22 protein-coding genes and 2 pseudogenes are annotated in these 25,489 nt (G+C 72.7%); 10 read left to right on the top strand and 14 right to left on the bottom strand.

Features of this window, described 5'->3' with window-relative positions; all coding sequences use genetic code 11:
- Nucleotides 1–785: 785 nt before the first annotated feature.
- On the bottom strand, nt 786–4,556 hold the full coding sequence (locus EAO76_RS34945) for a S8 family serine peptidase (RefSeq protein WP_148840091.1): 3,771 nt from the start codon (nt 4,554–4,556) through the stop codon (nt 786–788).
- A 209-nt stretch (nt 4,557–4,765) separates the two neighbouring features.
- Between EAO76_RS34945 and EAO76_RS34940 the strand changes: the two genes are divergently transcribed.
- Nucleotides 4,766–5,755, top strand: a complete 990-nt coding sequence (locus EAO76_RS34940) for a helix-turn-helix transcriptional regulator (protein ID WP_148840090.1) — start codon at nt 4,766–4,768, stop codon at nt 5,753–5,755.
- Between the two features lie 170 nt (nt 5,756–5,925).
- Nucleotides 5,926–6,408, top strand: coding sequence for a DUF456 domain-containing protein (locus tag EAO76_RS34935; protein ID WP_148840089.1), 483 nt, complete (start codon nt 5,926–5,928; stop codon nt 6,406–6,408).
- A gap of 60 nt (nt 6,409–6,468) precedes the next feature.
- Here EAO76_RS34935 and EAO76_RS34930 read toward each other — a convergent pair whose 3' ends face one another.
- The 3 genes from EAO76_RS34930 to rsgA form a co-directional block, all read right to left on the bottom strand.
- Entirely contained in the window at nt 6,469–7,767 is a 1,299-nt protein-coding gene (locus EAO76_RS34930) for a hypothetical protein (protein ID WP_148840088.1), read from the bottom strand.
- Nucleotides 7,768–7,917: 150 nt separating this feature from the next.
- On the bottom strand, nt 7,918–9,279 hold the full coding sequence (locus EAO76_RS34925; RefSeq protein ID WP_148840481.1) for a bifunctional transcriptional activator/DNA repair enzyme AdaA: 1,362 nt from the start codon (nt 9,277–9,279) through the stop codon (nt 7,918–7,920).
- A 105-nt stretch (nt 9,280–9,384) separates the two neighbouring features.
- Entirely contained in the window at nt 9,385–10,560 is a 1,176-nt protein-coding gene (rsgA, locus tag EAO76_RS34920) for a ribosome small subunit-dependent GTPase A (protein WP_148840087.1), read from the bottom strand.
- A 387-nt stretch (nt 10,561–10,947) separates the two neighbouring features.
- Between rsgA and EAO76_RS34915 the strand changes: the two genes are divergently transcribed.
- On the top strand, nt 10,948–11,448 hold the full coding sequence (locus EAO76_RS34915) for a DUF5949 family protein (protein WP_148840086.1): 501 nt from the start codon (nt 10,948–10,950) through the stop codon (nt 11,446–11,448).
- Between the two features lie 182 nt (nt 11,449–11,630).
- Here EAO76_RS34915 and EAO76_RS34910 read toward each other — a convergent pair whose 3' ends face one another.
- From EAO76_RS34910 to EAO76_RS34885, 6 genes are all read right to left on the bottom strand, one after another.
- A complete protein-coding gene (locus tag EAO76_RS34910; protein WP_148840085.1) occupies nt 11,631–12,041 on the bottom strand; it encodes a rodlin in 411 nt (136 codons plus the stop codon).
- Nucleotides 12,042–12,160: 119 nt separating this feature from the next.
- Nucleotides 12,161–12,361: a hypothetical protein gene (locus EAO76_RS34905; protein WP_148840084.1), complete on the bottom strand. Its 201-nt coding sequence runs from the start codon at nt 12,359–12,361 to the stop codon at nt 12,161–12,163.
- A 260-nt stretch (nt 12,362–12,621) separates the two neighbouring features.
- On the bottom strand, nt 12,622–13,032 hold the full coding sequence (locus EAO76_RS34900; RefSeq protein WP_148840083.1) for a rodlin: 411 nt from the start codon (nt 13,030–13,032) through the stop codon (nt 12,622–12,624).
- A gap of 184 nt (nt 13,033–13,216) precedes the next feature.
- Nucleotides 13,217–13,504 (bottom strand): hypothetical protein, encoded by a 288-nt coding sequence (locus EAO76_RS34895; protein WP_148840082.1) that lies wholly within the window; start codon nt 13,502–13,504, stop codon nt 13,217–13,219.
- Nucleotides 13,505–13,763: 259 nt separating this feature from the next.
- On the bottom strand, nt 13,764–13,997 hold the full coding sequence (locus EAO76_RS34890; protein WP_148840081.1) for a chaplin: 234 nt from the start codon (nt 13,995–13,997) through the stop codon (nt 13,764–13,766).
- Nucleotides 13,998–14,321: 324 nt separating this feature from the next.
- Nucleotides 14,322–14,723: a rodlin gene (locus EAO76_RS34885; protein ID WP_148840080.1), complete on the bottom strand. Its 402-nt coding sequence runs from the start codon at nt 14,721–14,723 to the stop codon at nt 14,322–14,324.
- Nucleotides 14,724–15,262: 539 nt separating this feature from the next.
- On the opposite strand from EAO76_RS34885, the pseudogene EAO76_RS47410 reads away from it, so the two are divergent.
- From EAO76_RS47410 to EAO76_RS34865, 4 genes and pseudogenes are all read left to right on the top strand, one after another.
- Nucleotides 15,263–15,721 (top strand): annotated as a pseudogene (locus EAO76_RS47410) (chaplin); the annotation flags it as partial.
- Nucleotides 15,721–15,885 (top strand): annotated as a pseudogene (locus EAO76_RS34875) (rodlin); the annotation flags it as partial. The pseudogenes EAO76_RS47410 and EAO76_RS34875, both read left to right, overlap by 1 nt.
- An 11-nt stretch (nt 15,886–15,896) precedes the next feature.
- Nucleotides 15,897–16,610: an N-acetylmannosamine-6-phosphate 2-epimerase gene (locus EAO76_RS34870; RefSeq protein WP_148840480.1), complete on the top strand. Its 714-nt coding sequence runs from the start codon at nt 15,897–15,899 to the stop codon at nt 16,608–16,610.
- A gap of 62 nt (nt 16,611–16,672) precedes the next feature.
- Nucleotides 16,673–18,124, top strand: a complete 1,452-nt coding sequence (locus tag EAO76_RS34865) for a sialate:H+ symport family MFS transporter (RefSeq protein ID WP_148840479.1) — start codon at nt 16,673–16,675, stop codon at nt 18,122–18,124.
- Nucleotides 18,125–18,224: 100 nt separating this feature from the next.
- Here the strand turns inward: EAO76_RS34865 and EAO76_RS34860 are convergent, their stop codons facing one another.
- Both EAO76_RS34860 and EAO76_RS34855 read right to left on the bottom strand, forming a co-directional pair.
- Nucleotides 18,225–19,454 carry an acetyl-CoA C-acetyltransferase gene (locus tag EAO76_RS34860; RefSeq protein WP_148840478.1) on the bottom strand — a complete coding sequence of 410 codons (1,230 nt, stop codon included), beginning with the start codon at nt 19,452–19,454 and terminating at the stop codon, nt 18,225–18,227.
- A 120-nt stretch (nt 19,455–19,574) separates the two neighbouring features.
- Nucleotides 19,575–20,504 (bottom strand): LysR family transcriptional regulator, encoded by a 930-nt coding sequence (locus EAO76_RS34855; protein WP_148840079.1) that lies wholly within the window; start codon nt 20,502–20,504, stop codon nt 19,575–19,577.
- 337 nt (nt 20,505–20,841) lie between these two features.
- Here EAO76_RS34855 and EAO76_RS34850 point away from each other — a divergent pair, with 337 nt between their 5' ends.
- Nucleotides 20,842–22,401 (top strand): 3-hydroxyacyl-CoA dehydrogenase, encoded by a 1,560-nt coding sequence (locus EAO76_RS34850; protein ID WP_148840078.1) that lies wholly within the window; start codon nt 20,842–20,844, stop codon nt 22,399–22,401.
- Nucleotides 22,402–22,553: 152 nt separating this feature from the next.
- Nucleotides 22,554–22,946, top strand: coding sequence for a VOC family protein (locus EAO76_RS34845; RefSeq protein WP_148840077.1), 393 nt, complete (start codon nt 22,554–22,556; stop codon nt 22,944–22,946).
- A gap of 112 nt (nt 22,947–23,058) precedes the next feature.
- Here the strand turns inward: EAO76_RS34845 and EAO76_RS34840 are convergent, their stop codons facing one another.
- Nucleotides 23,059–23,763 carry a DUF6597 domain-containing transcriptional factor gene (locus EAO76_RS34840; protein WP_148840076.1) on the bottom strand — a complete coding sequence of 235 codons (705 nt, stop codon included), beginning with the start codon at nt 23,761–23,763 and terminating at the stop codon, nt 23,059–23,061.
- A gap of 51 nt (nt 23,764–23,814) precedes the next feature.
- On the opposite strand from EAO76_RS34840, the gene EAO76_RS34835 reads away from it, so the two are divergent.
- Nucleotides 23,815–24,234, top strand: coding sequence for a CU044_2847 family protein (locus EAO76_RS34835; protein WP_222872220.1), 420 nt, complete (start codon nt 23,815–23,817; stop codon nt 24,232–24,234).
- A gap of 19 nt (nt 24,235–24,253) precedes the next feature.
- On the opposite strand, the gene EAO76_RS34830 is transcribed toward EAO76_RS34835, so the two are convergent.
- Nucleotides 24,254–25,474: a YihY/virulence factor BrkB family protein gene (locus tag EAO76_RS34830; protein WP_187438883.1), complete on the bottom strand. Its 1,221-nt coding sequence runs from the start codon at nt 25,472–25,474 to the stop codon at nt 24,254–24,256.
- Nucleotides 25,475–25,489: the final 15 nt, after the last annotated feature.

Here is a 25,489-nt window from a genome sequence, read left to right as displayed (position 1 = left end):
GTGGCGGACTGTTCGGCGACCGGCCTCCTGGGCAGCGGAGGCGGCGGCTCCGGCGCCCCGGTGTCCATCGGCCCGGTCGCCCGGTCCGGCGCGACCGACTGGTCCGGCGCGGAGCCCGGCTCCGTGACCAGATCCGGCTCCGCGGCCGGGTCCGGCTCCATGACGGGCGGCGGGTAGGGGGCCCGCGGATCCACGGGCACGCGCGGCGGCGGGGCGGCGAAGGTGCGCGGCCGCGACGGGCCGGCCGGGGAATCCGCCGCGGAGGCGTCCGGGGAGTGCACGGCCGTGACCGGCGGCTCCCACGGGGCCCGCTCCGGCCGGAGTATCGGCGGATCGGGTGGCACGGAAGACGCCGGTGGGACGGATGGTGCGGGTAACACGGATGGGCCGGGTGGCACGGGCGGCGCGGACGGCACCACCGGTGCCGCAACCGGGGCCGCTCCCGAAGGCGCCTCCCCCGTCTCTCTCGCCTCCTCCGCCTCCCCCACGTCTCCGCGCCCCGTATGCCCGTCCGGTCCCACCGCGTCCGACGCCGAGTCGAAACGGTCGTCGAGCGTGTCGGCCGCGTCGCCCGTTCCGGTGTCCCGGGCGTCCTCGTCGTACAGCCTGTGCCACCAGTCGTCCTCATGGGCGGCGGGTTTCTCCCCCTGCTGACTCATTCCCTTATTGTCGGCCGCACGGGCCGTACGAAAACGGGGCATCCGGAAAAAGCGGCCGCGAACACGGGTCCGCCGGGCGCCCCCACCCCCCACGGGAAGGACGCCCGGCGGACCGGCTCGGTGTGATCAGCGCACGGCGTATGCGTCGGTCACGGTCTGGACGACGGAGTTGCCGTTGACGTCCGTCAGTTCGGTCCTCAGCGTGACCGGCTTGCCGGCCGCGCCCGCGTGGTTCACGGTCGCGGTCCACCGGCCGTCCTGCTGGGCCGTGGTCGCGGCGGTCCAGGTCTCGCCGCCGTCGTACGAGTACGAGACCTTGGCCGCGGTCAGCTTGCCGGGCGTGTAGCCGGCGTGACCGGTGACGCTCAGGCCGATCTTCTGCCCGTCCTGCGCCGCGAGGGTCTTGAGCCCGTCGGCCGCCAGGTCGTAGCCCGGGAAGAGCAGCGGGATGCCCTGCGAGTACGCGTTCTCGTCACGCTTCGAACGGAACTTCCAGGTGGTCTCGGTGCTGGTGGACCGCTTCCACACGGCGGCGGGCTGGCCGAACTTGGAGGTCTGCATGGTGAGTTCGTACGCGGCGTCCTCGGCCGGGACGGTGAACACCCCGGACGGCCAGCCGTTCTCGCCGATCACCTTGCCACCGCTGCTCAGCCGCATGTTGCCCACGTCGCCGAAGGCGCCCTGGAGACCGGCGTGCTCGCTGTCGCTCCAGAAGCCCGGGGCGACGCCGATCAGGTTGTCCTGGCGCTCGGCGGCGAGCTGGAGCTTGCCGGCGGCGTCGCGCGGGGCGGCGGGGGCCGGGATGCCCCGGTACCAGTTCTCCGTGCGCTTCGAACCGGCCGTGTAGGTGCGCGGCTGATCCACCATCATCTCGCCCCAGGGGAAGCTGGAGGAGAGGTACCGCGTCCAGGCGGTGTCGCCCGCCGAGTAGTACTCGGTGCGCTTGCTCGGGGCGGCGACGACATCGCCGGCCGCGGAGAAGGTGCCGCCGTACGGACGGCTGATGAGCATGGTGTCGACGTAGTCCGCCGCGACGCCCATCGCCTCGTAGTTGGCGGTGACCTTGCCGAGCTTCGTGTCGCGGACCTTGTAGGTGCGGTCCGAGGTGATCGGGCCGGTCTCCGGGAAGGCCAGGTTGTAGACGAACGGGCTGACCGCCGTGGCCTTCCAGCTCAGCTCGACCGGGCCGTCGGCCAGGGCGGCCTTCAGCGCGGTGGCCTCGCCCGTCTCGATGCCGAGCGCGGGCAGCGCCGACTGGGCGTAGCCGACGTTGGGCTTCCAGGGGCCCGCGGCGGGGCGGTGGACGATAATGGCCTTCGCGCCCGCGGCCTTGGCGTCACGGGCCCGGGCGTACACGTTGTCGTCCTCGTCACCGACCTCGACCAGGGCGATCTTCCCGGTGACGCCCGCGGCCCCCAGCTCCTCGGGAGTGCCCTTTCCGGCGTCGACCAGGGCGGCGCGGCCCGTGCCGTCGAGGTTGACGGAGCCGGTGCTCGCCACCGTCGGGTGCAGTTCGGGGCCGCCGACGACCGACAGCCTCTCGACCTGCGGGGCGTACGCGCGCCAGAAGCTGGCGAACTCGAAGTCGCCGTCGCTCGCCCGGCCCTGCACGTCGGCCAGGTAGTTCTTGACCGCGGAGCCGCCGGTGATGGAGCCCGAGTGCAGCCAGACGTCGTCCCAGCTGCGGCCGAACGCGAGCGTGGTGGAGCGGTTCTCGGACGCCCGGTCCGTGGTCCTCACCTGGACGCGGTGGGCCTTGCGGGCGTCCAGGACCACGGTGGTGTCCTTGGTGACGTTCAGCTGCGGCCGCGCGAGGTAGGTGACGGATTCGGTCATGCGGCCGGTGCTGTCCTTCGGGTCGACCGTGGTGACGAAGCCGGACAGGAAGTACGCGCCGGGGCGCACCTGGTAGACTTGGTCGGTGGCGCCGTCGTTGAAGCGGCGCTCACCGCTGGAGGTGTCGGTGCCGATGACGTCCAGCGAGGAGGAGTCGGCGGCGGGCCTGCCCGCGCGGTCGACGAGCTTGACCCGCAGGGTGACGGTCTCGGCCCCCACGTACAGCGAGAACGGGGTGGAGACCTTGACCCCGTCGGGGCCGGTGGCCAGCACGCGTCCGGTGACGTCGCCGTACTGCGCGGCCTTCAGCTTCGCCGTCGGGTCGATCTTCAGCGGAACCTTGACGGTGGCCCCGGCGGGCACGGTGACGGTGCGGGTGCCGAGCCCGGCGACCGCGGAGCGGACGGCCGAGCCGTCGTTGCCGGTGACGTCCTGGACGCTCAGCGAGAGCTTCACCGGCTTGGTGCCGGAGTTGGTGTACGGGACGTCGACCGTGGTGCGGTCGCTCCGGTCCTGCGGCCAGTTGAAGGTGCCGCCCTGGACGGCCGGGGCGCCGACGAGGGTGGTGTCGATGGCGGCCTTGACGTCGAGCCGGCCGCCGCCGGTCTCGCGCACGTCGCCGGGGATGTCGCTCTTCGCGGAGGACACCAGGGCCGCCTTGATCTGCTGGGCGGTCCAGTCCGGGTGACGCTGCTTCACGATGGCCGCGGCGCCCGCGACGTGCGGGGTGGCCATCGACGTGCCGGACATCGACTGGTACGCGTAGATGCCCCGGCCACCGGCCGCGGCGGCCGAGATGGCGACGCCGGGGGCGGCGATCTCGGGCTTGAGGGTGTGCGAGACGATCGCGGGTCCGCGGCTGGAGAACTGGGCCGTGGAGTCGTCGCGGTCGACGGCGCCGACGGTCAGCACGCTCGGGGCGCAGCCGGGCGAGGAGACGGTGTTCGCCGTCGGGCCCGCGTTGCCGGCCGCGATCACGAACAGGGTGCCCTTGCTCTGCGCGAGTTCCTCGGCGGCGACGCTCATCGGGTCGGTGCAGTCGGTCGGTTCCGGGCTGCCGAGGCTCATGGAGACGACATCGGCCTTCTGGTCGACGGCCCACTGCATGCCGGCGATGATCCAGGACTCGGCGCCGGAGCCGCTGTCGTTGAGGACCTTGCCCGCGAGCAGGTCGGCGCCGGGGGCGACGCCCTTCTTCCTGCCGCCGCTGGCCGCGCCGGAACCGCCGACGGTGGAGATGGTGTGGGTGCCGTGGCCCTGGCGGTCGTCGGTGCTGTCGGAGTCGGTGAAGTTCTCCGAGGCGGCGATCCGGCCCTTGAGGTCGGGGTGTTCGGCGTCGACGCCGGTGTCGAGGACGGCGACCTTGGTGCCCTTGCCGTCGTAACCGGCGGCCCAGGCGAGGTCGGCGCCGACCTGCTTGGTCGACTTGTCGAGGGTGGTGCGGACCTTGCGGTCGAGCCAGAGCTTCTTCGGGCCCGCGGCCGAGAAGGAACGGGCGCCGCCGGTGAGGTCCGCCCAGAAGTCGGCGGCCTTCTTCTTGTCCGCCTTGAGCGCGACGCCGTCGATGGCGTCGAGCGCGATTCCGCGCTCGGCGCCGCGCGGGGTGGCGAACGTGGAGCGGGCCCGGCCCTTGTCGTAGACGGCGATCAGCGGCAGCGACTTGCTGTGGGCGTCGTCGTAGCCCTGCCGGACGAGACCGGTGACGTTGAAGAGTTCCTCGTCGACCCGGCCCGCGGCCAGCGCCTCGGTGGCGGTGTCGGGGTAGACGTAGAGGTCCTTGCCGGACTGCCTGGTCTGGACGAGGGGCACGGAACCGTCCTCGCGGGGCAGCGCGGTGGCCGAGACGGTCCCCGAACTGTCCGTGCTCACCAGGACCTTGTCCCCGGTGACCAGGGTCACCGTGACCGGCTTGCCCTTCTTGGCGTCGGCGGCGGCGCTGCCGGTCAGTGCTCTCTTACCCGTCGCGTCGTCCTGCGGCGCTGCCGAGGACGGGGCGATCGCGGTGACGGCCAGGACGGCGGCGGTGGCCGCTCCCAGTGCCGTGCGCGATATCGGACGCATCGCTCTCCCCAAGTGAATCCGGAACCAACCTGCGCAAACCGCAGCTTTCCGGAGGTTGTTGGTACTGCGGTGGCGCCACATTGGCAGAGCGAAGAGCGTTGAAGGGATGATGTGCACGGCGGGTTTACGCCGTGGCCGCTTTCCGCCATGGCTGGACACCCGACGGCAGCGACATCGTGCGGAATCAGCGCGTCCATGAGGGGGCCGGGATGCTGGGAGCCATAGGTCTGGACGAGATACAGGAGTCCGCCTACCGCGCGCTCGTGGCGGTGGGAGCTGCGGAGATAGCCGATCTCGCGCACCGGCTGGCACTCCCCGAGGCGGACACCGAACGGGCCCTGCGCAGGCTGGAGCAGCACGGGCTCGCCGCCCAGTCCTCCGCGTGCGCGGGACGCTGGGTGGCGGCCCCGCCGGGCGTGGCGCTCGGGGCGCTGCTGACCCAGCAGCGTCACGAGCTGGAGCAGGCGGAGCTGGCGGCGGCGCTGCTCGCCGAGGAGTACCGGGCGGAGGCCGCCGAGTCGGCCGTGCACGATCTGGTCGAGGTGGTGACGGGGGCGAGTGCGGTGTCGCACCGCTTCCACCAGTTGCAGCTGGGGGCGACGAACGAGGTGTGCGCCCTGGTCACCGGGAAGCCGATCGCGGTCAGCGGCATGGAGAACGAGGCCGAGGAGCGGGCCGCCACGCGCGGGGTGTCGTACCGGGTGGTGGTCGAGCGCGAGCTCCTCTCGCAGCCGTTCGGGATCATGGAGCTGTCGGCCGCGCTGAGCCGCGACGAGCAGTGCCGGGTCATCGACCGGGTGCCGACCAAGCTGGTCGTCGCCGACGGCTCCCTGGCGATGGTCCCGCTGACCAAGCACAGTGCCGAGCCCGCGGCCCTGGTGGTCCACGCCTCCGGGCTGCTGGAGTCGCTGGTGGGGCTCTTCGAGGCGGTATGGCGTCAGGCCATGCCGCTCAGGCTCGGCGAGAGCGGCCTGCCGCAGGGGGAATCCGTCGAACCCGACCCGACGGACCTGGAGATCCTGTCGCTGCTGCTGGCCGGGCTGACGGACGCGAGCGTGGCGAAGCAGCTGGACCTGGGGCTGCGGACCGTGCAGCGCCGGGTGAAGGGCCTGATGGAGCTGACCGGCGTGTCGACCCGGTTGCAGCTGGGCTGGCACGCGTACGAACGGGGCTGGGTGGCCCGTACCCCGCGGGCCTGACCGGGCCCGCGGACAGGGCCGCGACCACGCCCGGTGCCGGACCGGTGGCACACCGTCACCAACCCGGCAGTGCCGCCCACAAGGCTTCGGTACGGCCCTGAGCTGCACGGACGGCCCCGTCCGGGGAGCGCTGACGGGCGGGACCGGCCGGACTCCGGCAGGCTGGTCGAATGAGCGTGTGGCAACTCGTCGCCGTCGGCCTGGTCATGCTCCTCGGCCTGCTCGGTGTGCTGGTGCCGGGGGCGCCGGGGCAGGCGATCGTCTGGGCCGCCGTGCTGTGGTGGGCGCTGACCGACATGACGCCGGTCGCCTGGGGCGTACTGATCGGCGCCACCGCGCTGCTGCTGCTGAACCAGGCGCTGAAGCCGCTGCTGCCCCCGCGGCGCCCCCGGGATTCGGGGGCGCCGCGCAGGACGCTGACGCTCGGCGGGGTCGGCGCGATCGTGGGTTTCTTCGTGCTGCCGGTGGTCGGTGCGGTCGTCGGCTACGTGGGAGCCGTCTACGGGGCGGAACGGCTGCGGCTGGGCAGCCGTGCGGCGGCGTGGACGTCGGTCCGCTCGGTGATGCGGGCGACGGGCTACTCGGTGCTCGTGGAACTCTTCGCGTGCCTGTTGGTGGTGGGGGCCTGGCTGGGCGCGGTGCTCTGGGGCTGAGGGCGCCCCCTCAGGAATCGGCCACGAAACACCTTTCCCGCAAAGCATTCTGACTGGACGTCACACCTTTTCCTCCCGGCTCCCCGGCGCCGGGTCCAGCAGGGCCGTGACGGCCAGGAAGTCCTCGTGGGCCTCGCCGTACCGCTTGGCGGCGAGGAGGAACATGGAACGGTCGGTCAGGGCCCCGGCCAGGGCGCCTCGCCCCTCCGCCCCGGCCAGGTCCGCCAGTTCGCGGGCGAGTGCCACGCCCCGGTCGAAGAGCGGCCGGAGCGGCTCCAGGACGACGGGGAAGCGCTTCTCCCGGAGCAGCGCCGCGCGGATGGTCACTCTGCGGTGCACGGCGATCAGTTCGGGCAGACGGGTGCGGGGGTCCGCGTCGACCTCCCCGGCCAGGCGGGCGGCCCGCTCCTCCAGGGCCGGGAGGGCGTCGAAGTAGGCCCGTGCGGTGTCGCCCGACCAGGAGGTCGAGCCGAACGACGGCGCCGGGGAGCCGGGGGACGCCGGGGGTTCCAGTTCCCGGCCCGACAGGGCGAACAGCGTGGTCCACCAGGAGAGGGCACCGCCCCAGCTCCCGCGGTCCCCGGCGGCGTCCAGCCCGGCGAGGATGTCGAGCGCCTCCGTCCGGGCCGCCGCCGCCTCGTCCCGGCGCCCGGCGGTGTCCAGCATCTGGGAATGGCGGACGAGTTCCCAGACCAGGATGGCCAGTGGCCTGTCCCTGGACGCGCCTTTCTCCCGGGCGGTGGCCACGATGTCCGCGAAGGCGTTCAGGGCCGCCCCGCGGTCCCCGGCGGCGTCCAGTTCGGCCACCCACTCGATCGCGTCCCAGAAGAAGTCCCCGCCCACCCTCTCCGCGCCACGGTCCTCGGCGAACCCCCTGTGGATTTCCGCGGCCTCCCGGTGGCGCCCCTCCTCCGCCAGCACGACGGCCAGCCGGTGATGCCCGGGCAGGGGGCTTCGCTCCCGTCCCGCCTCGAAGCCCTGCCGGCCGACCCGCGCCATCTCCTCGCACAACGCGAAGCCCTCCGCCCGCCGCCCGGCCTCGTACAGCTGTCCCTGGTGGGCGGAGAGGGCCCGGACCAGGATCTCCGTACGGTTCGGATCGTCCGCCTCGATCCGCCGGGCCACGGCCACCGCCTCGGCGTACAGGGCCAGTCGTGCGTCCGGGCGTTCCCGGAGCTCCCGCGCGTGTCCGGCCGATACCAGCGCCCGGCCGAGCTTCGGCAGGTAGGCCCGCGGGCTCACCTCGGCCAGCACCCGGTACGCCTCCAGCTCCTGCCGGGCATCCGGCCCGCCCGACCCGAGCAGCACCGTCCGCGCCCGCAGCACCGCATCCTGATCGACGTTCTCGGTGGGATTCATGACGGTGATTCTGGGACCCGGGAACGGGCCGGAACAAGGCCGGTCAGGTGTGCTTCCGGTCCTACGAAAAAGGCCGCTGACCTGTCATGATGGATACGTCTTCGGCCCTTTCGGGACTCCCCGGCCGCATCGCGCGGGCGGGGCGGGGACTCAGCGGGGGTCCAGCAGCTCCAGGTGCCGCACCCCGTACGAGCGCCAGGGCCGCCACCGTTCCGCCCCCGGCCTCCCGTACGGATCCACGTCGGGGTCGCCGAGCGCACGCGTCCTGATGAGCGCCGCGGTCGCCGGGCCGATCCCGGACAGCCGCAGCAGGGTCTGCTCGGCCTCGTCGCGATCGGCCCCGGCGTCCAGCCGCAGCTCCCCGCCGGCGAGCGCGGACGCCAGGGCCCGCAGCTCGGGGTCGCCGGTCGCCCCGGCCAGCACGGAGGGTTCGGGGAACACCCGGGTCAGCCCGCCGCAGGGCACGTCCAGCGCCGTCCCGTACCGCTCGACGAGCCGCGCCGCCGCCTCCCGGCCCACCAGGGCCCGCACGGCGAACTCCTCCGGGTCCGCGGCACCGGGCGAACGCAGTCCCGGCCGGGCGGCGACCCCCGGGGCGAGCCGCGGGTCGGCGCCGAGCCGCTCGTCGACGGCGTACGGATCGGCGTCCAGGTCGAACAGGCGCCGCAGCCGCTGGACGGCCGTCGTCAGGTCCCGCAGGTCCGTGAGGTGGATGCGGGCGTCCAGCCAGGAACCGGCGGACCGCTCGTCGACGGCCACGACACCCGATCCGTACGGGAGCCGCAGGGTGCGCCGGTAGGTGCGGGCGCCCTCCTCGCCGCCGACCTCCTCGATCCCGGCGACCGCCTCACCGGCCAGCAGGTCGAAGACCTCGCGCGCCGCGTACGGCCCCCGGTGGGCGAGCCGCAACGGGATGCCGGTGGTCCGCCCCACCCGCACCGTCCCGCCCCGCCCCGTACCGGCCTCGGTCCGCAGCGCGGTCGGCGTGCGGGCGTAGATCTGCCGGATCGTGTCGTTGAACTGGCGCACGCTGGCGAAGCCGGCCGCGAAGGCGATCTCGGTCACGGGCAGCCCGGTCGTCTGGAGCAGCACCCGTGCGGTGTGGGCCCGCTGGGCGCGGGCCAGCGCGACGGGTCCGGCGCCCAGCTCCGCGTTGAGCTGCCGCTGCACCTGGCGCGAGCTGTAACCGAGCCGGTGGGCGAGGCCGGGCACGCCTTCCCGGTCGACCACGCCGTCGCCGATCATCCGCATGGCGCGGCCCACGACGTCGGCCCGGACGTTCCACTCCGCCGAGCCGGGCACCGCGTCCGGACGGCAGCGCCGGCAGGCCCGGAAGCCGTTGCCCTGCGCTGCGGCCGCAGTCGGGTAGAAGCGGACGTTCTTCCGCTTGGGGGTCACGGCGGGGCAGCTCGGCCGGCAGTAGATGCCGGTCGTCTCGACGGCGAAGAAGAACTCCCCGTCGAAACGGGCGTCGCGGCTGCTCACCGCCTCGTACCTGGTCCGTTCGTCCATCACGGAATCCAGTGTGCGGCACCCCCCGGCACCGCACTGGCGGATTTCGGACACGGCCCTGCGCACGGTCGGCCGGTGCGCGGGACCCCGGGACCACGGCCCCGGCTACCGCAGCCGGCCCCGCTTCGCGTCCATGGCGGCGCGTCCCTCGGCCCCCTTGCGCTTCCAGTCGCGCAGGATCTCCGACCGCAGCCGGGCATCGGTCTTGGCGACGATGCGCTGGTTCTCGCGCAGCAGCTTGCGGAAGCTGTCGAGGCGCCGCTCGTGCAGCGAACCGTCCTCGATCGCCGCGAGCACCGCGCAGCCCGGCTCGGACTCGTGGGCGCAGTCGTGGAACCGGCACTGCTCGGCCAGCTCCTCGATCTCGGAGAAGACCTGGCCGACGCCCTCCTCCGCGTCCCAGAGGCCGACCCCGCGCAGCCCGGGGGTGTCGATCAGCACTCCCCCGCCGGGCAGGACCAGCAGGTTGCGGGTGGTGGTGGTGTGCCGGCCCTTGCCGTCGACGTCACGCGCGGCCTGCACCTCCATCACGTCCTGGCCGAGCAGGGTGTTGGCGAGGGTCGACTTGCCCGCGCCGGACGCCCCGAGCAGCACGCTCGTACCGCCCGAGACGATGGCGGAGAAGACATCGATGCCCTCTCCCGTGGCGGAGCTGACGGACAGCACCTGCACCCCGGGGGCGACGCCCTCGATGTCCTGGACCAGGTAGGACAACGTGGCGGCGTCCGGCACCAGGTCGGCCTTGGTCAGCACCACGATCGGCTCGGCGGCGCCGTCCCCGGCGGACCCGTCCGCCCGCAGCAGCGCGTCACCGGAGGAGCTGGACATGGCGAGCGCGAGGAAGCGCTCCACCCGCCCCAGGTCGAGCTCCACGGCGAGCGAGACGCAGATGACGATGTGGTCGACGTTGGTGGCGAGCACCTGCCCCTCGGAGCGCTGCGACGACGTCGAGCGGACGAAGGCGGTGCGCCGCGGCAGCAGCGTGCGGACGAACTGCGGATCACCGTCGGGATCGACGGCGACCCAGTCGCCCGTGCAGACGATCCGCATCGGATCGCGCGGGACGACGAAGGCGGTGTCGGCCCTGAGCGTGCCGTCCGGGGTGACGACATCGCACTGGCCGCGGTCGACCCGCACCACACGCCCGGGGAGCAGGCCCTGTTCGGCGTACGGTGCGAACTCGGCCTCCCAGGCGGCGTCCCAGCCGTACGGGGACAGCGGGTGCGCGGCGGACGAGCCCTGGAGGGAGGAGAGAGCGGACGAAAAAGACTGGAGAGACAAGGGAAACCCTTCGAAGGGTGGCCCCGGCAACGCGCTTGCTGGCGCGGAGAGTTGTAAAAAAGGTCAGCCGGTGACCACAGGGGTGGGAACGGTGTTCTTCCGGTTGTGGGCAACGCCCATCGCAACGACAGTCATCACGGTCCTCACCTCCTGGTTCACACACGAACCCGACACCGGCGGCTCAGCACGCCGTCCGGAACTCCGCACACGATAGCCCGCGTCCGTCGGGCGGCTCAACACATTTACCGGGACGCGTGCCGCATCCGCCGCTTCCGCCGGATCGGGGACCACGCCCCGGGCCGTATTCATCGGAGTTATCCGGCTATCTCGCCCGATCAGGTGATACGCATGCACAACCACCGGTCCGGGGCCGTTATGGTGCCGAGCATGACCTCACCCCAGACCGCCAACGGCACGTTCACCCAGGCCCAGTTGGGCACGATCACACTGATCGGGTGGAGCGGCGAACACCCTGACGGCGGCCACGACGTCGCCTTCCTCCTCGTCTACTCGCTGGGCGACGGCACGGACGGCCCCGCCGCCGGTGAGGCCGCCATGCGTGTGGCCCTGGAGCGCTGCGGGCTGCCGGTCGGCAGCGGTCCGGTATACGCGGCGGAGCACCCCGGCCTCCAGGTGAAGCTGCTCGTCCAGGCGGGCCAGGCCGTTCTGACGCTGCCCCACTTCACCGCGCAGTACCCCGCTCCTGCCGAGTGGCTCGCCGCCGCGAACCAGCGGGGCGAGGTGCACGCGATGTTCGCGACCCGCCCGTGGCCCCAGGGCGCTCCGGGCCGCCCGGTCGACGAGGGGCTGCTGCGGTCCTTCGCCGGCGACCCGGAGGTCATCATGTCCTCCGCCCACTGCGTGCTCCCGGTGCGCAGCCTGGGCTGACCCGCCCCGGCACATGACGATGCCCACCGCCCCCGTGGCGCGGTGGGCATCGTCATGTACGAAGCCCCGGGACGTCGCCGCCCCGGTCCTGCTCGGCGGCCTGCCGTGCCCCGTGAACCGGTGGGGCACAGCCGTGCGGGCGACCGCGGGAACGGTCCCGGGTCGCCCGCACGCCGGACGCGTCAGTTGTTGGCGATCCCGTTGCCCGACAGCACCGGGATGCCGTTGACCAGGTGCGACAGTGCCTCGTCGCCCTTGGCCTGGGTGGAGTTCTCGGCGCACTGCTGGTTCTGCGGCGAGGCCAGGACGTTGACGTCCTGGACCGCGACCGGCACCAGCAGGCCGACGAGGGAACCGGCGTTGGCCTTGAGCGGCAGGCCGACACAGGCCTTGTTCAGCGTGCCCTGGACGAGCTGGACCTGCGGGCTGCCGTCGCCCTCGGTCACGCTGTTGCCGAACGAGTCCACGGCGCCGTTGCCGTTGACCGACGTCGTGCCACCGTCGTTGCCGATCGCCATGGCCGCCGGGGCCATCGCGGCGGACAGGCCGACCAGGGACACGGCCACTGCTGCGCCGGTCATCATCTTCTTCATCACGCTTCACCTTTCGGAGCGTCCCGTTGTGGAACGTACTGATCAACCCGCTACGGAAGCGTGGGTTCCGCAGTACCACCCGAATGGGTTCGATCCGGCATGAGTTCGACCGTTCCTGTTCATCCCTCGACGGCTTCGCCGGAGGTGCGGGCCGCCGGGATCCGGCTTTCCGCGCGGGGCCGCGCGGGTTCCGGGTACGGCGTCCGTTCCGGGTCGCCGTGGGTGGCGCGCCACTCGGCGAGCAACCGGTCGTAGATGGGGGTGCCGTCCTGTCCGTGCCCCGGTCGGCCGTGGGGGCTCTGACTGTCGTACTGGTCCATGAGGTGGCCCTACCCGATGCGGTGGGCGGTGTCCGCCGCCACTACGGCAACCGGCCCAGTGCACCCGCTCCTTCGAGGGGCCCGGCGCCCCGGACGCACGACGGGGCCGGCACGTCCGGGCGGCCGACGAACGGCTGCCGCGTGGATGTGCCGGCCCCACGGGTACGTCATGTGCTGCGGGCAGGCGGGCCCGAAGCGGCCCGCGGTGCGCTCCCCCGCGCGTACGAGGAGTCGGGGGGAGCGCCCGGGGCGGTACGGCCTTAGTTGTTGCCGGCGCCGTTGCCGGACAGGATCGGGATGTCGTCCAGGATGTGCGAGAGGGCCTCGTCGCCCTTGGCCTGGGTGGAGTTCTCGGTGCACTGCTGGTTCTGCGGCGAGGACAGGACGTTGATGTCCTGGACCGCGATCGGGATGGCGCCGAGCACCGAACCGACGTTGGCCTTGGCCGGCAGCGCGATGCAGGGCTTGTTGAGCGAGCCCTGGATGAGCGCGAACTGCGGGCTCCAGTCGCCGTGGGTGGCGGAGTTGCCGTACGACTGGACGGCACCGTTGCCGTTGACCGACGTCGTGCCGCTGTCGTTGCCGATGGCCATGGCCGTCGGGGCGGCCGCGGCGGAGACGCCGACGATCGAAGCGGCGACGGCTGCCGAGGCCATAATCTTCTTGATCATGAAATAGCCCTTCTGGGGTTTCTCTGTTGCCCGCCTGTCCGGAGCGTTCTGATCAACTCGCGGCGACGGGGATGGTTGTGCCCGTTCACTCGAACGGTGCTCTCGCGTTCAGCTGTTCACCGGATGCGCGGCATCGGAGGAATGCGAAAGGCTTCGCCGGGCGGGAACCGCCGCGGGCGACGGATCAACCGCCGGCCGGCAGACCGCCCAGGAGCGGGGCCGCGCCCTTGGCCGCGCCGGTGGCCTTGCCCGCCAGGTCGACGAGGGTGCCGTCCTTCACCGCGCCCGCGGCGTTGTCGACCGCGTCGACGACCGGGTCGACGGCCTGCGGGGCGCTCTCCACCACCTGGTTGACACCGCCGTTGAGGCTGAAGTTGGGGGCCGTGGTGGTGGTGACGGCGAAGGCGGGGGCAGCCGTTCCGAGCGCGGCCACGGAACCGGCGATGATTGCGGCGGTCTTCGCGTACTTCACTTTCGGATTCCCTTCTGCAGCGGCAGCTTCATCGGTCGCGTGAACCGCGCCGCACGAGCCCTCTGTGGCCGTGCCCTCCTGCCGCTTTCGCAGTGGGTAACGATGCGATTGCGGCCCGGCAACTGGACGTGGGCACTTTTTCCCTCGGGGCCACTCGTTCGATTTTCGGGAACCGGAAAAGAGCAGGGAAAGGCCCCGGAACGTGGAGATGCGTTCCGGGGCCTTTCGGTCACGGGATTTCGACCCGATCGACCGGAGGTCAGACGTTGGCGCAGGTGTTGCCGAAGGCCGGGTTCAGCACGCCGATCACGTCGATCGTGTTGCCGCAGAGGTTGATCGGAATGTGGAGCGGAACCTGGATGTTGTTTCCGGACACCAGACCGGGCGAGTGCGCGGCGCCGCCCTCGGCGCCGGAGTCGGCGAAGGCGGGGGCGGCGGCGCCCATCGCCATGAGGGTTCCTGCGGCGATGGCGGCAACCTTGGTGTACTTCACGTTTTTCCCTTTCTTTGACGGAGTCCGAAGCAGCCACGTCTTTCGTGCCACACGAGCGCGATCCCGATCACTCGTAACTCCGCCGCTCTCATTCGTAACGATTCAGGGCCACGGGCGAAACTCGGGGAGCTGAAAATTCTCAAGAATCGCCCAAAAGATGCAATATCGATCACTTGACGTCACGGATGGGCCCGTTCGGTCACGCGACGCACCCCGCCCCTCCCGGGCCCGGGAGGGCAGCAACAGGCCCGGAACCGCCGGGGGAGGAAGGCCGGCGGCCCGGGCCTGTCGTTACGGCTGGGTCAGGTGTCGATCAGCCACCGGTCAGCTGTTGCCGGCGCCGTTGCCGGAGAGCACCGGGATGCCGTCCAGGATGTGCGACAGCGGCTCGTCGCCCTTGGCCTGGGTGGAGTTCTCGGTGCACTGCTGGTTCTGCGGCGAGGACAGAACGTTGACGTCCTGAACGGCGATCGGGATCAGGCCGAGGACCGAACCGACGTTGGCCTTGGCCGGCAGGCCGATGCACGGCTTGTTCAGGCTGCCCTGGACCAGGCCGAACTGCGGGCTGCCGTCACCACGGGTCTCGGCGTTGCCGAACGACTGCGAGGCCCCGTTGCCGTTGATCGAGGTCGTGCCGCCGTCGTCACCGATGGCCATGGCCTGCGTCGCGCCCAGACCCAGGATGGAGGCGGCGACGGCGCCCGTAGCCAGAACCTTCTTGATCACGCTTCAACCCTTCTCGTACCGGATGCCCCGTACCGGAGCCCCCTGCCCAACTCGCGACCTGGCTTTTGGTTCTCGTACTTCCCGCCTTTCACCCGAATGCCCGGAGCGCGCGCACAACCGTGCGAAATCGCACCCGCGGACCGGTCGGGAAAAAAGCGCACCTGGTCGTCGCACCGCCATCCATACCGTATTCGCGCGCCGATACGGAGCATCCCGGCCGCCGCGGGCGGGGCCGCCCATGGGCCGCTTGCGCTACTCCATTCGTGTGGTTACGAAACTTCCACGGCCACGTGAGTTTCCTGAACAAAATCTTCCCGTTATGAGTGTCACAAGCGTGCGCGCTCGGGCGCTTGACCGGCAGAAGCAGTACTCAGCAACAGGAAGAACACGCCCTCGTGGTCTCCACGCTTTCCGTAACCGTCGCTCTCCGGTCTCACGCACGAAGGCCGTCGGGGTGGCGTCCCGACAGTGTCCGCATCGCCTGATGTACGAACAAGCGAGCGTTCCGCTCGCACGGAATGTCCTAGGAAAGGGCACCAATGCGAAAAGCCTTGAGTAAGAGCGTGCTGGTGATGGCGGCGGCGTCAGGCATCCTGGCCGCGTCCGGGGGGTACGCGTTCGCGGACACTTCTGCCGAGGGCGCGGCCGTCGGTTCGCCGGGCGTCGGCTCGGGCAACACCGTGCAGGTGCCGGTGCACGTGCCGGTCAACGTATGTGGCAACACCGTCGACGTGATCGGCCTGCTGAACCCCGCCTTCGGCAACAAGTGCAAGAACGAGAGCGGCGGCAGTGGCACGGGTCAGGGTGCGAGCGCCGAGGGCGTCGCGGCCCACTCCCCCGGTGTGCTTTCCGGCAACGTCGTCCAGGCGCCCGTCGACATCCCGGTCAACGTGTGCGGCAACACCGTCAACGTCATCGGTGCGCTGAACCCGGCGGCCGGGAACAACTGCGAGAACCAGTCGGGCGGCACCAGCACTCCGCCTCCCGTCCACCCGCCACCCACGGCGACTGGAGCCCGCAGTTCGCGCTCATCCAGGGCTCGCTCAACAAGCCCTGCATCGCGCTGCCGGCCAAGGCCAACGTCGGTTCGGTGCTCGGCGCCATCCCGATCGCGGTCCAGGACATCAACGTCCTGTCCTCGCCGCAGAACCAGCAGTGCACGCCGGGGGGCGCCTGGCAGGACACGATCAGCCCGCCCCGGGGCCGGTCTCCGCCCAGGAACTGGCCGACTCGCTCCGGGGCAGGCTGATCGTGTCCTGCCAGGCGCCCCCCGGCGACCCGATGCGGGAGACCGGCACCCTCGTCCGGCTCGCCCGGTCGGCCGCCGCCGGTGGCGGCGCGGCGATCCGCGCCAACGAACCGGAGGTCGTCGCCGCGATCGTGGCGGCCGTGGACCTCCCGGTCATCGGCCTGTGGAAGGACGGCGACGAGGGCGTCTACATCACCCCGACCGTCCGGCACGCCCTGGCGGTCGCCGGGGCCGGGGCCACCGTCGTCGCCGCCGACGCCACCGACCGGCCCCGCCCCGACGGCTCCTCCTTCGCCGAGCTGGTCACCGCGGTCCACGGGGCCGGGGCCCTGGTCATGGCCGATGTCGCCACGCTCGCCGAGGGCGTCGCCGCCGCCGCGCAGGGCGCGGACTTCGTGTCCACCACCCTCTCCGGCTATGTTCCCGGCACCCCGGAACAGACCGGTCCGGATCTCGACCTGGTCGCCGCGCTCGCCGCCGCGATCGACGTGCCGGTGGTGGCCGAGGGCCGCGTCAACACTCCCGAGGAGGCCGCCGAGGCCCTGGCCCGCGGCGCGCACAGCGTCGTCGTCGGCACCGCCATCACCGCCCCCACCGCCCTGACCGCCCGTTTCGTCTCGGGCATCGCCCGGTCCTGACCCGTAACCGTTCCGCGGGTCGGCGCTCAAGGGCGAGTGCCGTCCCGCACCCTGGAGTCACCGTGCAGACCACACCACCCCCCACCCTCCCCTGGTACCGAGAGGTGAGCGGCACCCAGTGGAAGTCGTTCCTCGCCGCCTGGGTCGGTTATGTCCTCGACGGCTTCGACTTCGTGCTGATCACGCTCGTCCTCACCGAGATCGGTGACGACTTCGGGCTGAGCACGGTGCAGGCCGCCAGTCTGGTCTCCGGCGCGTTCATCACCCGCTGGCTGGGCGGCGCGGTGCTCGGCGCCGTCGGCGACCGCTACGGCCGCAAGCTCTCCATGGTCCTGAGCATCCTGCTGTACTCGCTGGGCACCTTCGCCTGCGGGTTCGCGTGGAACTACCAGAGCCTGTTCGCCGCCCGGCTCGCCATCGGCATGGGCATGGCCGGCGAGTACAGCGCCAGTGCCACGTACGTCATGGAGAGCTGGCCGGCCAGGCTCCGCAGCCGGGCCAGCGGCTTCCTGATCTCCGGCTTCTCGGTCGGCTCGGTGCTCGCCGCGCAGGTCTACAACTGGGTGGTGCCCTCGCTCGGCTGGCGGTGGATGTTCTATCTGGGGCTGGTCCCGATCGTCATCGCGCTGTGGATGCGGCGGGCGCTGCCGGAGGCCGAGGAGTGGACGGAGGACGTCGCGGACAAGGGCGCCCGGCCCAACCCGTTCCGGCCGCTGTTCGTGACCCGGGGCCGGGCCCTGGCCAACACTGTCCTGGTCGTCGTCGCCACCGTGGCACTGTTCCTGGTGTTCACCCCGGGCGGCGCCGGGGCGGTCCCGGTGCTCTCGGTGGTCGCCGGGCTGGCGCTCGCCGCCTTCGCCGTGCAGCTGGGCGGGCGGCGCGGCTGGGCGCTCTACCTGTCGATGATCGTGACGCTGTTCTTCGCGTTCCTGTACTCGTGGCCGATCCAGGCGCTGCTGCCCACGTATCTGAAGACCGAGCTGGGCTACACCACCGACCAGGTCACCGACGTGCTGTACTTCGCCGGCTTCGGCACCATGGTCGGCTGCTGGGCCGCGGGCTTCCTCGGTGACCGGATCGGGGCGAAGAAGGCGTACGCGCTGACGCTGCTCGCCTCGCTGGCCTTCGTGTACCCGGTCTTCGCCGTGCAGGACAACCTGCTGCTGCTCGGCGTCCTGCTCTTCCTGCTCCAGGCGACCAGCTTCGGCATCTCCGGGCTGCTGCCCCGCTACATCGGCGGGCACTTCCCGACCCGGAGCCGGGGCGCGGCGCTCGGCTTCACGTACAACGTGGGCGCGCTGGGCGGTGCGGTGGCCCCGGTCCTGGGTGCGCACCTGGCGTCCGGGATGGAGCTGGGGCAGGCGCTGGCCGTGCTGACCTTCGCGGGCACGGTGATCGTGGTGCTGCTGGTCGGCCTCGACGTACCGGCCAGGCTGAACCGGCTGACCGACCCGGACGCGCCGCGGGACCACCTCGCACCGGCTCCGGAGGCCGGGCGGCACCCGGTCGGCTGAGCCGGCGGCGGAGCGGGAACGGGACTCGGTACGGGCCGGGCGGCGCACACCGCCCGGCCCGTACCGTCGCTCCCGCCCCGCCGCGCCCGCGGTCGTGCGGTCAGTGCGTGATGCGCTCGAAGACCGCGGCGAGGCCCTGCCCGCCGCCGATGCACATCGTCTCCAGGCCGTACCGGGCCTCGCGGCGGTGCAGTTCGCGGGTGAGCGTGGCGAGGATGCGGGCGCCGGTGGCGCCGACCGGGTGGCCGAGGGAGACCCCGGAGCCGTTGACGTTGACGCGCTGCTCGTGGTCCTTCTCGCCGAGCCCCAACTCGCGGGTGCAGGCGAGCACTTGGGCGGCAAAGGCTTCGTTGAGCTCGATCAGGTCGAGGTCGGCGAGGGTGAGTCCGGCACGTTCGAGCGCGGCCCGGGTGGCGGGTACGGGCCCGATGCCCATCGTCGCGGCGGGCACCCCGGCGCGGGCGAACGAGACGAGCCGGACCAGCGGGGTGAGGCCGAGGCGTTCGGCGGTGGCCGCACCGGTCACCAGGCAGGCGGCGGCCGCGTCGTTCTGTCCGCTGGCGTTGCCCGCGGTGACGGTCGCCTCCGGGTCGGTCTTCGCCATGATCGGGCGCAGCACGGCGAGTTGCTCCGCGGTGGTGTCGGGGCGGGGGTGCTCGTCGGCGGTGACGACGGTCTCGCCCTTGCGGGTCCGTACGGTGACCGGCACGATCTCCGCGTCGTAGCGGCCCTCCGCCGCCGCCCGCCCGGCACGCCGCTGCGAGCGCAGGGCGAGGGCGTCCTGGTCGGCGCGGCCGATGCCGTACGCGCGCCGCAGGTTCTCCGCCGTCTCGATCATGCCGCCGGGCACCGGGTGGTTGACGCCGCCCGCCGTGACCCGGCCCCGGGCCAGTGCGTCGTGGAGCTGGAGGCCGGGGCCCTTGATGCCCCAGCGGCCCTCGTGCGTGTAGTACGGGGCGGCGCTCATCACGTCCACGCCGCCCGCGATGACGACCTCGCTGAAACCGGCCCGGATCTGCATCGCCGCGTCCAACACGGCCTGGAGGCCGGAGCCGCAGCGGCGGTCGACCTGGGTGCCGGTGACGGTCTGGGGCAGTCCGGCGTCGAGGGCGGCGACCCGGCCGATGGCGGGTGCCTCGGCGGACGGGTAGGAGTGTCCGAGGATCACCTCGTCGACCGCGTCGGGATCGATCCCGGTACGGGCGACGACCTCGGCGATGACGCGTGCGGCGAGTGCGGCCGGCGTCTGCTGCGCGAACACTCCGCCGAAACGGCCGATGGGGGTGCGCAGCGGTTCACAGATGACGACATCGAGCTGCTGGTCGGGCACGGCGTGGCCTTTCGGTGACGAGTGGCAAATGACGGGTGACGAGTGGCGGGCGATGCGGGGCGCGTCCCAGTCGTAGAGCGCGTCCCAGTCGTAGGGCGCGTCCCAGTCGTGGGGCACGTCTCAGCCATGGGGCGCGGTGGTCCCTTCCCCGGCCGGGCCCGCCGGGGTGGGCAGTGCCTCCTCCGCCACCGCGAGCACCGCCCGCAGGGCGGCGGAGGGGTTGTCGGCCCGCCAGGCCAGCGCGGCCCGGAGCCGGACGGGCGGGCCGGACAGCGGCCGGTAGACGAGGCCGTTCTGCTGGATGTGCTGGACGGAGGTGACGGTGAGCGTGACGCCGACGCCCGCGGCGACCAGCGCGAGGATGGTGTACGAGTCGGGCGCCTCCTGCACCACCCGGGGGTTGAAGCCGGTGGCCTCGCAGGCGCCGACCATCGCGTCGCGCACGGTGGAGCCGGTGTTGGCGGGGAAGGCGACGAAGGGTTCGTCGGCGAGCGCCCCGACGGGGACCCTCTCCAGCCGGGCGAGCGGGTGGTCGAAGGGCAGCGCGCACACCAGCTCCTCCTCGGCGATCACCCGGTGGGCCACCCCGGGCCGGGTCACCGGCAGCCGGACGAACCCCAGGTCGAGCGAGCCGTCGGCGACCCGGTCGAGGGCGACGTTGGCGTACGTCTGCCCCTTCATGGCCAGTTCGACGGCGGGGTGGGCGGCGCGCACGGCCCGGGTGAGGAGCGGCAGCGTCTCGTGGCTGGAGGCGCCCGCGAAGCCGATCGTGACCCGTCCGTACTCGCCGCGGCCCGCCGCCCTCGCGGCCCGCACCGCGGTGTCGAGGTCGGCGAGGACCGTCCGTACCGGCCGGAGGAAGGACTCCCCCGCGCCGGTGAGCCGCACCGACCTGGTGTTGCGTTCGAAGAGCTGGACGCCCAGTTCCTTCTCCAGCCGGCGGATCTGCTGGCTCAGCGGCGGCTGGGCCATCTGCAGCCGTTTCGCGGCCCGCCCGAAATGCAACTCCTCGGCCACGGCGACGAACGCGGACAGATGACGCAGTTCCATGCCGCTCCTCCGGTCCCCGGCCGCACCGGCCGGTCCCGTCCGCCCCGAGCCCGACGGTCCGGCGGTCCATTCATCTCCCGGCCGTCTCGATGCGACCTTAATTCGGTATTGGACAGCGATCAATGGCCGCTGACACGGTGGGGCGACGCGCGGACCGGGACGCGCGCGGAGCCGGAGGAGCGCCGTTGCCGCAACGGAACGACAGGACGGGCCGGGCGGTGGCCGACACGGCCGGGACCGTCCCGCCCGCCCGGCCCCGCGCGAGGGCGCGGCCCCGGACCGCGTCTATCTTCGCCGAGACGGATCACACGCCATCCCCGAGAGGACCGCAACCACCATGCGCATCAGGATCGTCGGCGCCGGGGCCATGGGCCGCGGCATCGCCCAGTGGGCGGCGACCGCCGGACACACCGTCGAGCTGTGCGACGTACGCCCCCAGGCGGTGACGGAAGCCCTGGACTTCGTACGGTCCATGCTCGAACGGGCCGTGCGGAAGGGCCGGTTGTCCGCCGAGGACCGGGACGCCACCGCGGCGCGCCTGGTCCCGCTCGACGACCCGTGGGCGGACGGGCCGGAGGTCGAGCTGGTCGTCGAGGCCGTGCGGGAGGACCTCGACACCAAGACGGAGGTCTTCGGCCGGCTGGAGCGGGCGCTGCCCGCGACGGCCGTCTTCGCGACCAACACCTCCTCCCTGTCGGTCACCCGGATCGCCGCCGGGCTGAAGGACCCGGGCCGCCTGGCCGGGCTGCACTTCTTCAACCCGGTGCCGCTGATGAGGATCGTCGAGATCGTGCCGGGCGCGGCCACCCGCGCGGAGATCCCGCCGGCCCTCACCGCGTTCGTCGAGGGCTGCGGCCACCGCGCGGTCACCGTCGCCGACACCCCCGGCTTCCTCGTCAACCACGCCGGGCGCGGGCTGGTGACCGAGGCGCTCGCGCTGCTGGAGGAGGGGGTCGGCACACCGGCGGACATCGACCGGATCGCCCGGGACGTGCTCGGGCTGCGGATGGGCCCGTTCGAGCTGATGGACCTCACCGGGCTGGACGTGACGGCCGCGGTGATCGACTCGATCTGGCAGGGCTTCCGCCACGCGGACCGGCTCCGCCCCTCCTACCTCACCCCGAACCGGGTGGCGGCCGGGCTGCACGGCCGCAAGACCGGGCGCGGCTGGTACGCGTACGGTCCCGAGGCGCCCGCCCCCGCCCCGGAGCCGCCGGTCACCGGTGACCCGGACCGCCCGGTGTTCGTCCACGCCGCCGAGGGCCGGGACCGCAACGCGMKCGCGTTGCGGTCGGCGCTGGCCGCCGCGGGCGCCGTCGTGGAGACCGGTGACGGGCCGTCGGCCGGTGCCCTCGTGCTGGTCCCGGTCTGGGGCACCTCGGTGGCCGGGGCGGTCGCCGGGCACGGGCTGCCCGCGGCGCGCACCTTCGGGGTGGACCCGTTGCCCGCGGCGGGCCGGCGCCGGGTGCTGGCCGTGACCCCGGCGGCGGACCCGGCCGCCGCGCGCGACGCCCGCGCAGTGCTGGCCCGGTCGGCGGACGGCGAGGAACCCCGCGCGGTCTCGGTGGTGCGGGACACGGCGGGTTCGGTCGCCCAGCGGCTGCTCGCCTCGATCGTGTCGGTGGCGGCCGGGATCGCGGAGCGTTCCATCGCCTCCCCCGGCGACATCGACCTGGCCGTCACGGCCGGGCTCGGCTACCCGGTCGGCCCGCTGGCCTGGGGCGACCGGGTCGGCGCCGGACGGATGCTGGAGCTGCACCGGGCGCTGCACCGCACGACGGACGACCCGCGCCACCGTCCGAGCCGCTGGGTCACCGAACGCGCCCTGCTCGGCCTGTCGCTGACCGACCCCGGCACGTCGCCCGCCGACTGCGTGGACGGCCCCGCGCCCTCGTGACGCGCGGGCGGGCCCGGACCGGAACCCACCGGACCGCGGCCGGGCCCGCCCCGAGGCCGTGCACCGGGACGGACCGGGCCCGTCCCGCCCCGCTCGGGCAGGTGTCCGTTCCTTACAAGACCCCTGCCCGGCCCCGGCCTAGGGTTCGGGGCATGACTCCACGCATGGATGCGATCGGCATCGTCACCAAGGACCTGACCGCATCGCTCGCCTTCTACCGCCGGCTCGGTCTCGACATCCCCGCCGACGCCGCCTCGGCGCCCCACGTCGAAGCGACGCTCCCGAACGGCATGCGCCTGATGTGGGACACCGAGGACGTCATCCGCTCGTTCGACCCCGGGTGGACCGAGCCCGCCGACGGGCAGCGCCTCGGGCTCGCCTTCCGCTGCGACGGCCCGGCGGAGGTGGACGCGGTGTACGACGACCTGACCGGAGCCGGGCACGAGGGACGGCTGAAGCCGTGGGACGCGGCCTGGGGGCAGCGCTACGCGACGGTCCTCGACCCGGACGGCTGCGAGGTGTCGCTGTTCGCCGCGAACGACTGAGACCGGGCCCGGCGGGGCGGAACGGATCTCGGGAAGGGCGGACGCCGGAGGCACGGCAGCCGCCCGGACGGGGCGGCTCGCGAAAGGAGCGGCGCCCCGGCCGGGCGGGCCCTCAGGACGTGTCCCGCGCCAGGTGGGCGGTCAGGGTGGTGCCGGTCAGGGCGCGCATCTCCCGGGCGAGGTGGGCCTGGTCGGTGCAGCCCGCCGCGACCGCCGCCTCGGCGTAGGGCGTCCCGGCCCGGGCGAGGGCCAGCGCCCGTTGCAGCCGCAGGATCCGGGCGAGCGTCTTGGGCCCGTAGCCGAAGGCCGCGAGCGAGCGCCGGTGCAGCCGGCGGACGCCGAGACCGGTCGTGCGCGCGGTGTCCGCGACGGACCCCCCGGCGGCGAGCCGGGCGGCCGCGGCCCGCATCAGCGGGTCCGGCGGCGCGGTGTCGGCCGCCCGGCGCAGGGCGACGTCCTCCAGCGCGGCGGCGGGGTCGGGGGCCTCGGCGACGCGTTCGGTGAGCTCGCGGACCAGGGCGCCGGGCCACAGGTCCGCCAGATCGGTGCGCAGGTCGCGCAGTTCGTGCGCCGGTACGCCGAGGAGGGCGGGGGCGACGCCGGGTTCGAAGCGGATTCCGGCGTACCGTCCGCCGGCCGCCACGTCCGGGACCGTGGCACGGGTGTCGGGGCCCGCGACGAGCAGCCGCCCGCCGATCCAGAGCAGGTCCATGCATCCGTCGGGCAGCACCGGACCGACCCGGCCGCCCGGCACCTCCAGCGTCCACACGGTCGCCCCGCCGAACCGCGACGCCCGTTCCTCGTACCCGTTGCCCATGGCCACACGCTAGTCTCGTCGGCGGACCGAATCGGCTTCCCGGGGGCACTCATGACGGCACTGATGGAGTTCACCACCGACAGCGGTGCGACGGTGACGGTCGAGGTCGACCGTCAGGCGCAGGGCGCGAATCTGGTCGCCCTGGGCGATGACAACACCCTGACCAGAGCCGGTCGTACGTTCGACAGCGCACTCACGGGCATGCGGTCCGCGGCCGAGTCCGCGCTCGCGGTGTTCCGGGACGGCGCCCTGAAACCCGACGGGGTGGAGCTCGAGTTCGGGGTGAAGATCACGGCGGAGGCCGGAGCCGTGATCGCCAAGAGCGCGGTGGAGGGCCACCTCCTGGTCAAGCTGTCCTGGTCCCCCGGGGCCGAACGGGAGGACGCGGCGCCGCCCGCTCCCGGGACCACGAACGCCCCGCCGGTGCCCCCGCAGGCCGCACCCGCGCCTCCGGCACCATCCGCCGGATGACACCGGCCGGACCGGGTGCTCAGGCGCCGGGCGGCCGGTCCGCCCCGCCGTCCGGCTCCTCCGCCCCGTCCGCGTCCCTGTCCTTGTCCGGCTCCTTGTCGCGGCTCGGCTGCAGCCTGGACTTCACGTCGTCCGGCGGCAGGAACTTCGACCAGCGCTCCGGGAACTCGGAGGGCATGTAGGGGCTGTCCTCGTCGCCCTCGTCATCGTCCTCGTCGTCCTCCTCGTCCCAGTACGCCGCCCGGCTCTCCGCCTGCGCCCTGGCGACCAGTTCCGCCGCCTGGGCCGCGCGCAGCCGGTCGTTGGCCGCGCGGGCGGCGGCCGTGGCCAGCGAGGGCCACACCCGGTCGATGGCCGCGTTCACCGCGGCGCCCACCAGCACCGCGAACGCGGAGATGCCGATCCACAGCAGAACGGCGATCGGGGCCGCCAGCGAGCCGTAGATCGTGGGCCCCTCGACCGTGCTGGTGAGGTAGATCCGCAGCAGGAAGCTGCCCAGCACCCACATGACGAACGCCACCAGCGCGCCCGGCACGTCCTCGATCCACGGCGAACGCACCGGCACGGACACGTGGTAGAGCGTCGTCAGGAACGCGATCGACAGCAGGACCACCAGCGGCCAGTACAGGATGCTTATGAGTTCGGTGCCCCAGGGGACGAACTCCACGACCCGGTCGGGGCCGACGACCAGCAGTGGCAGCACGACGGCCCCGAGCAGCAGCGCGACGACGTACAGCAGGAAGGCGAGCAGGCGCGTCCTGACGATGCCCCGGTGGCCGTCGAGCCCGTACATCACCGTGATCGTGTCGATGAAGACGTTGACCGCGCGGGAGCCGGACCAGAGCGCGATCGCGAAGCCGATCGAGATGACGTCGGGCCGGGCGCCGGTGGTGATGTCGGCCAGCAGCGGCTTGGCGAAGTCGTTGACACCGCGCTCGCTGAGCACGGTGTGCGCGGCGTTGAGGATGTTGCGCTCGATGGAGGCGACCGTGGTGGTACTGGTCCATTCGTCGACGTAGCCGAGCAGTCCGATCAGGCCGAGGAGCAGGGGCGGCAGGGACAGCAGGGTGAAGAACGCCGCCTCGGCCGCGAGTCCCAGGATGCGGTACTCCATGCACGAGTTGACGGTGTCCTTGAGCAGCTGCCAGACCATCTGCCGCTTGGACACGTTGCGGTAGAGGACTCGGGCCCGGTGGAGCCGTCCCGTTGGCCGCTCGGGTGTTTCATTTGCTGCCTGCACATCCTTACCGTATCG

The organism is Streptomyces sp. sk2.1 (genome assembly GCF_008120935.1).
Taxonomy (GTDB): domain Bacteria; phylum Actinomycetota; class Actinomycetes; order Streptomycetales; family Streptomycetaceae; genus Streptomyces.
Note: the sequence above shows the minus strand (reverse complement) of the source record. Positions and strands in the feature narration are given on the sequence as shown.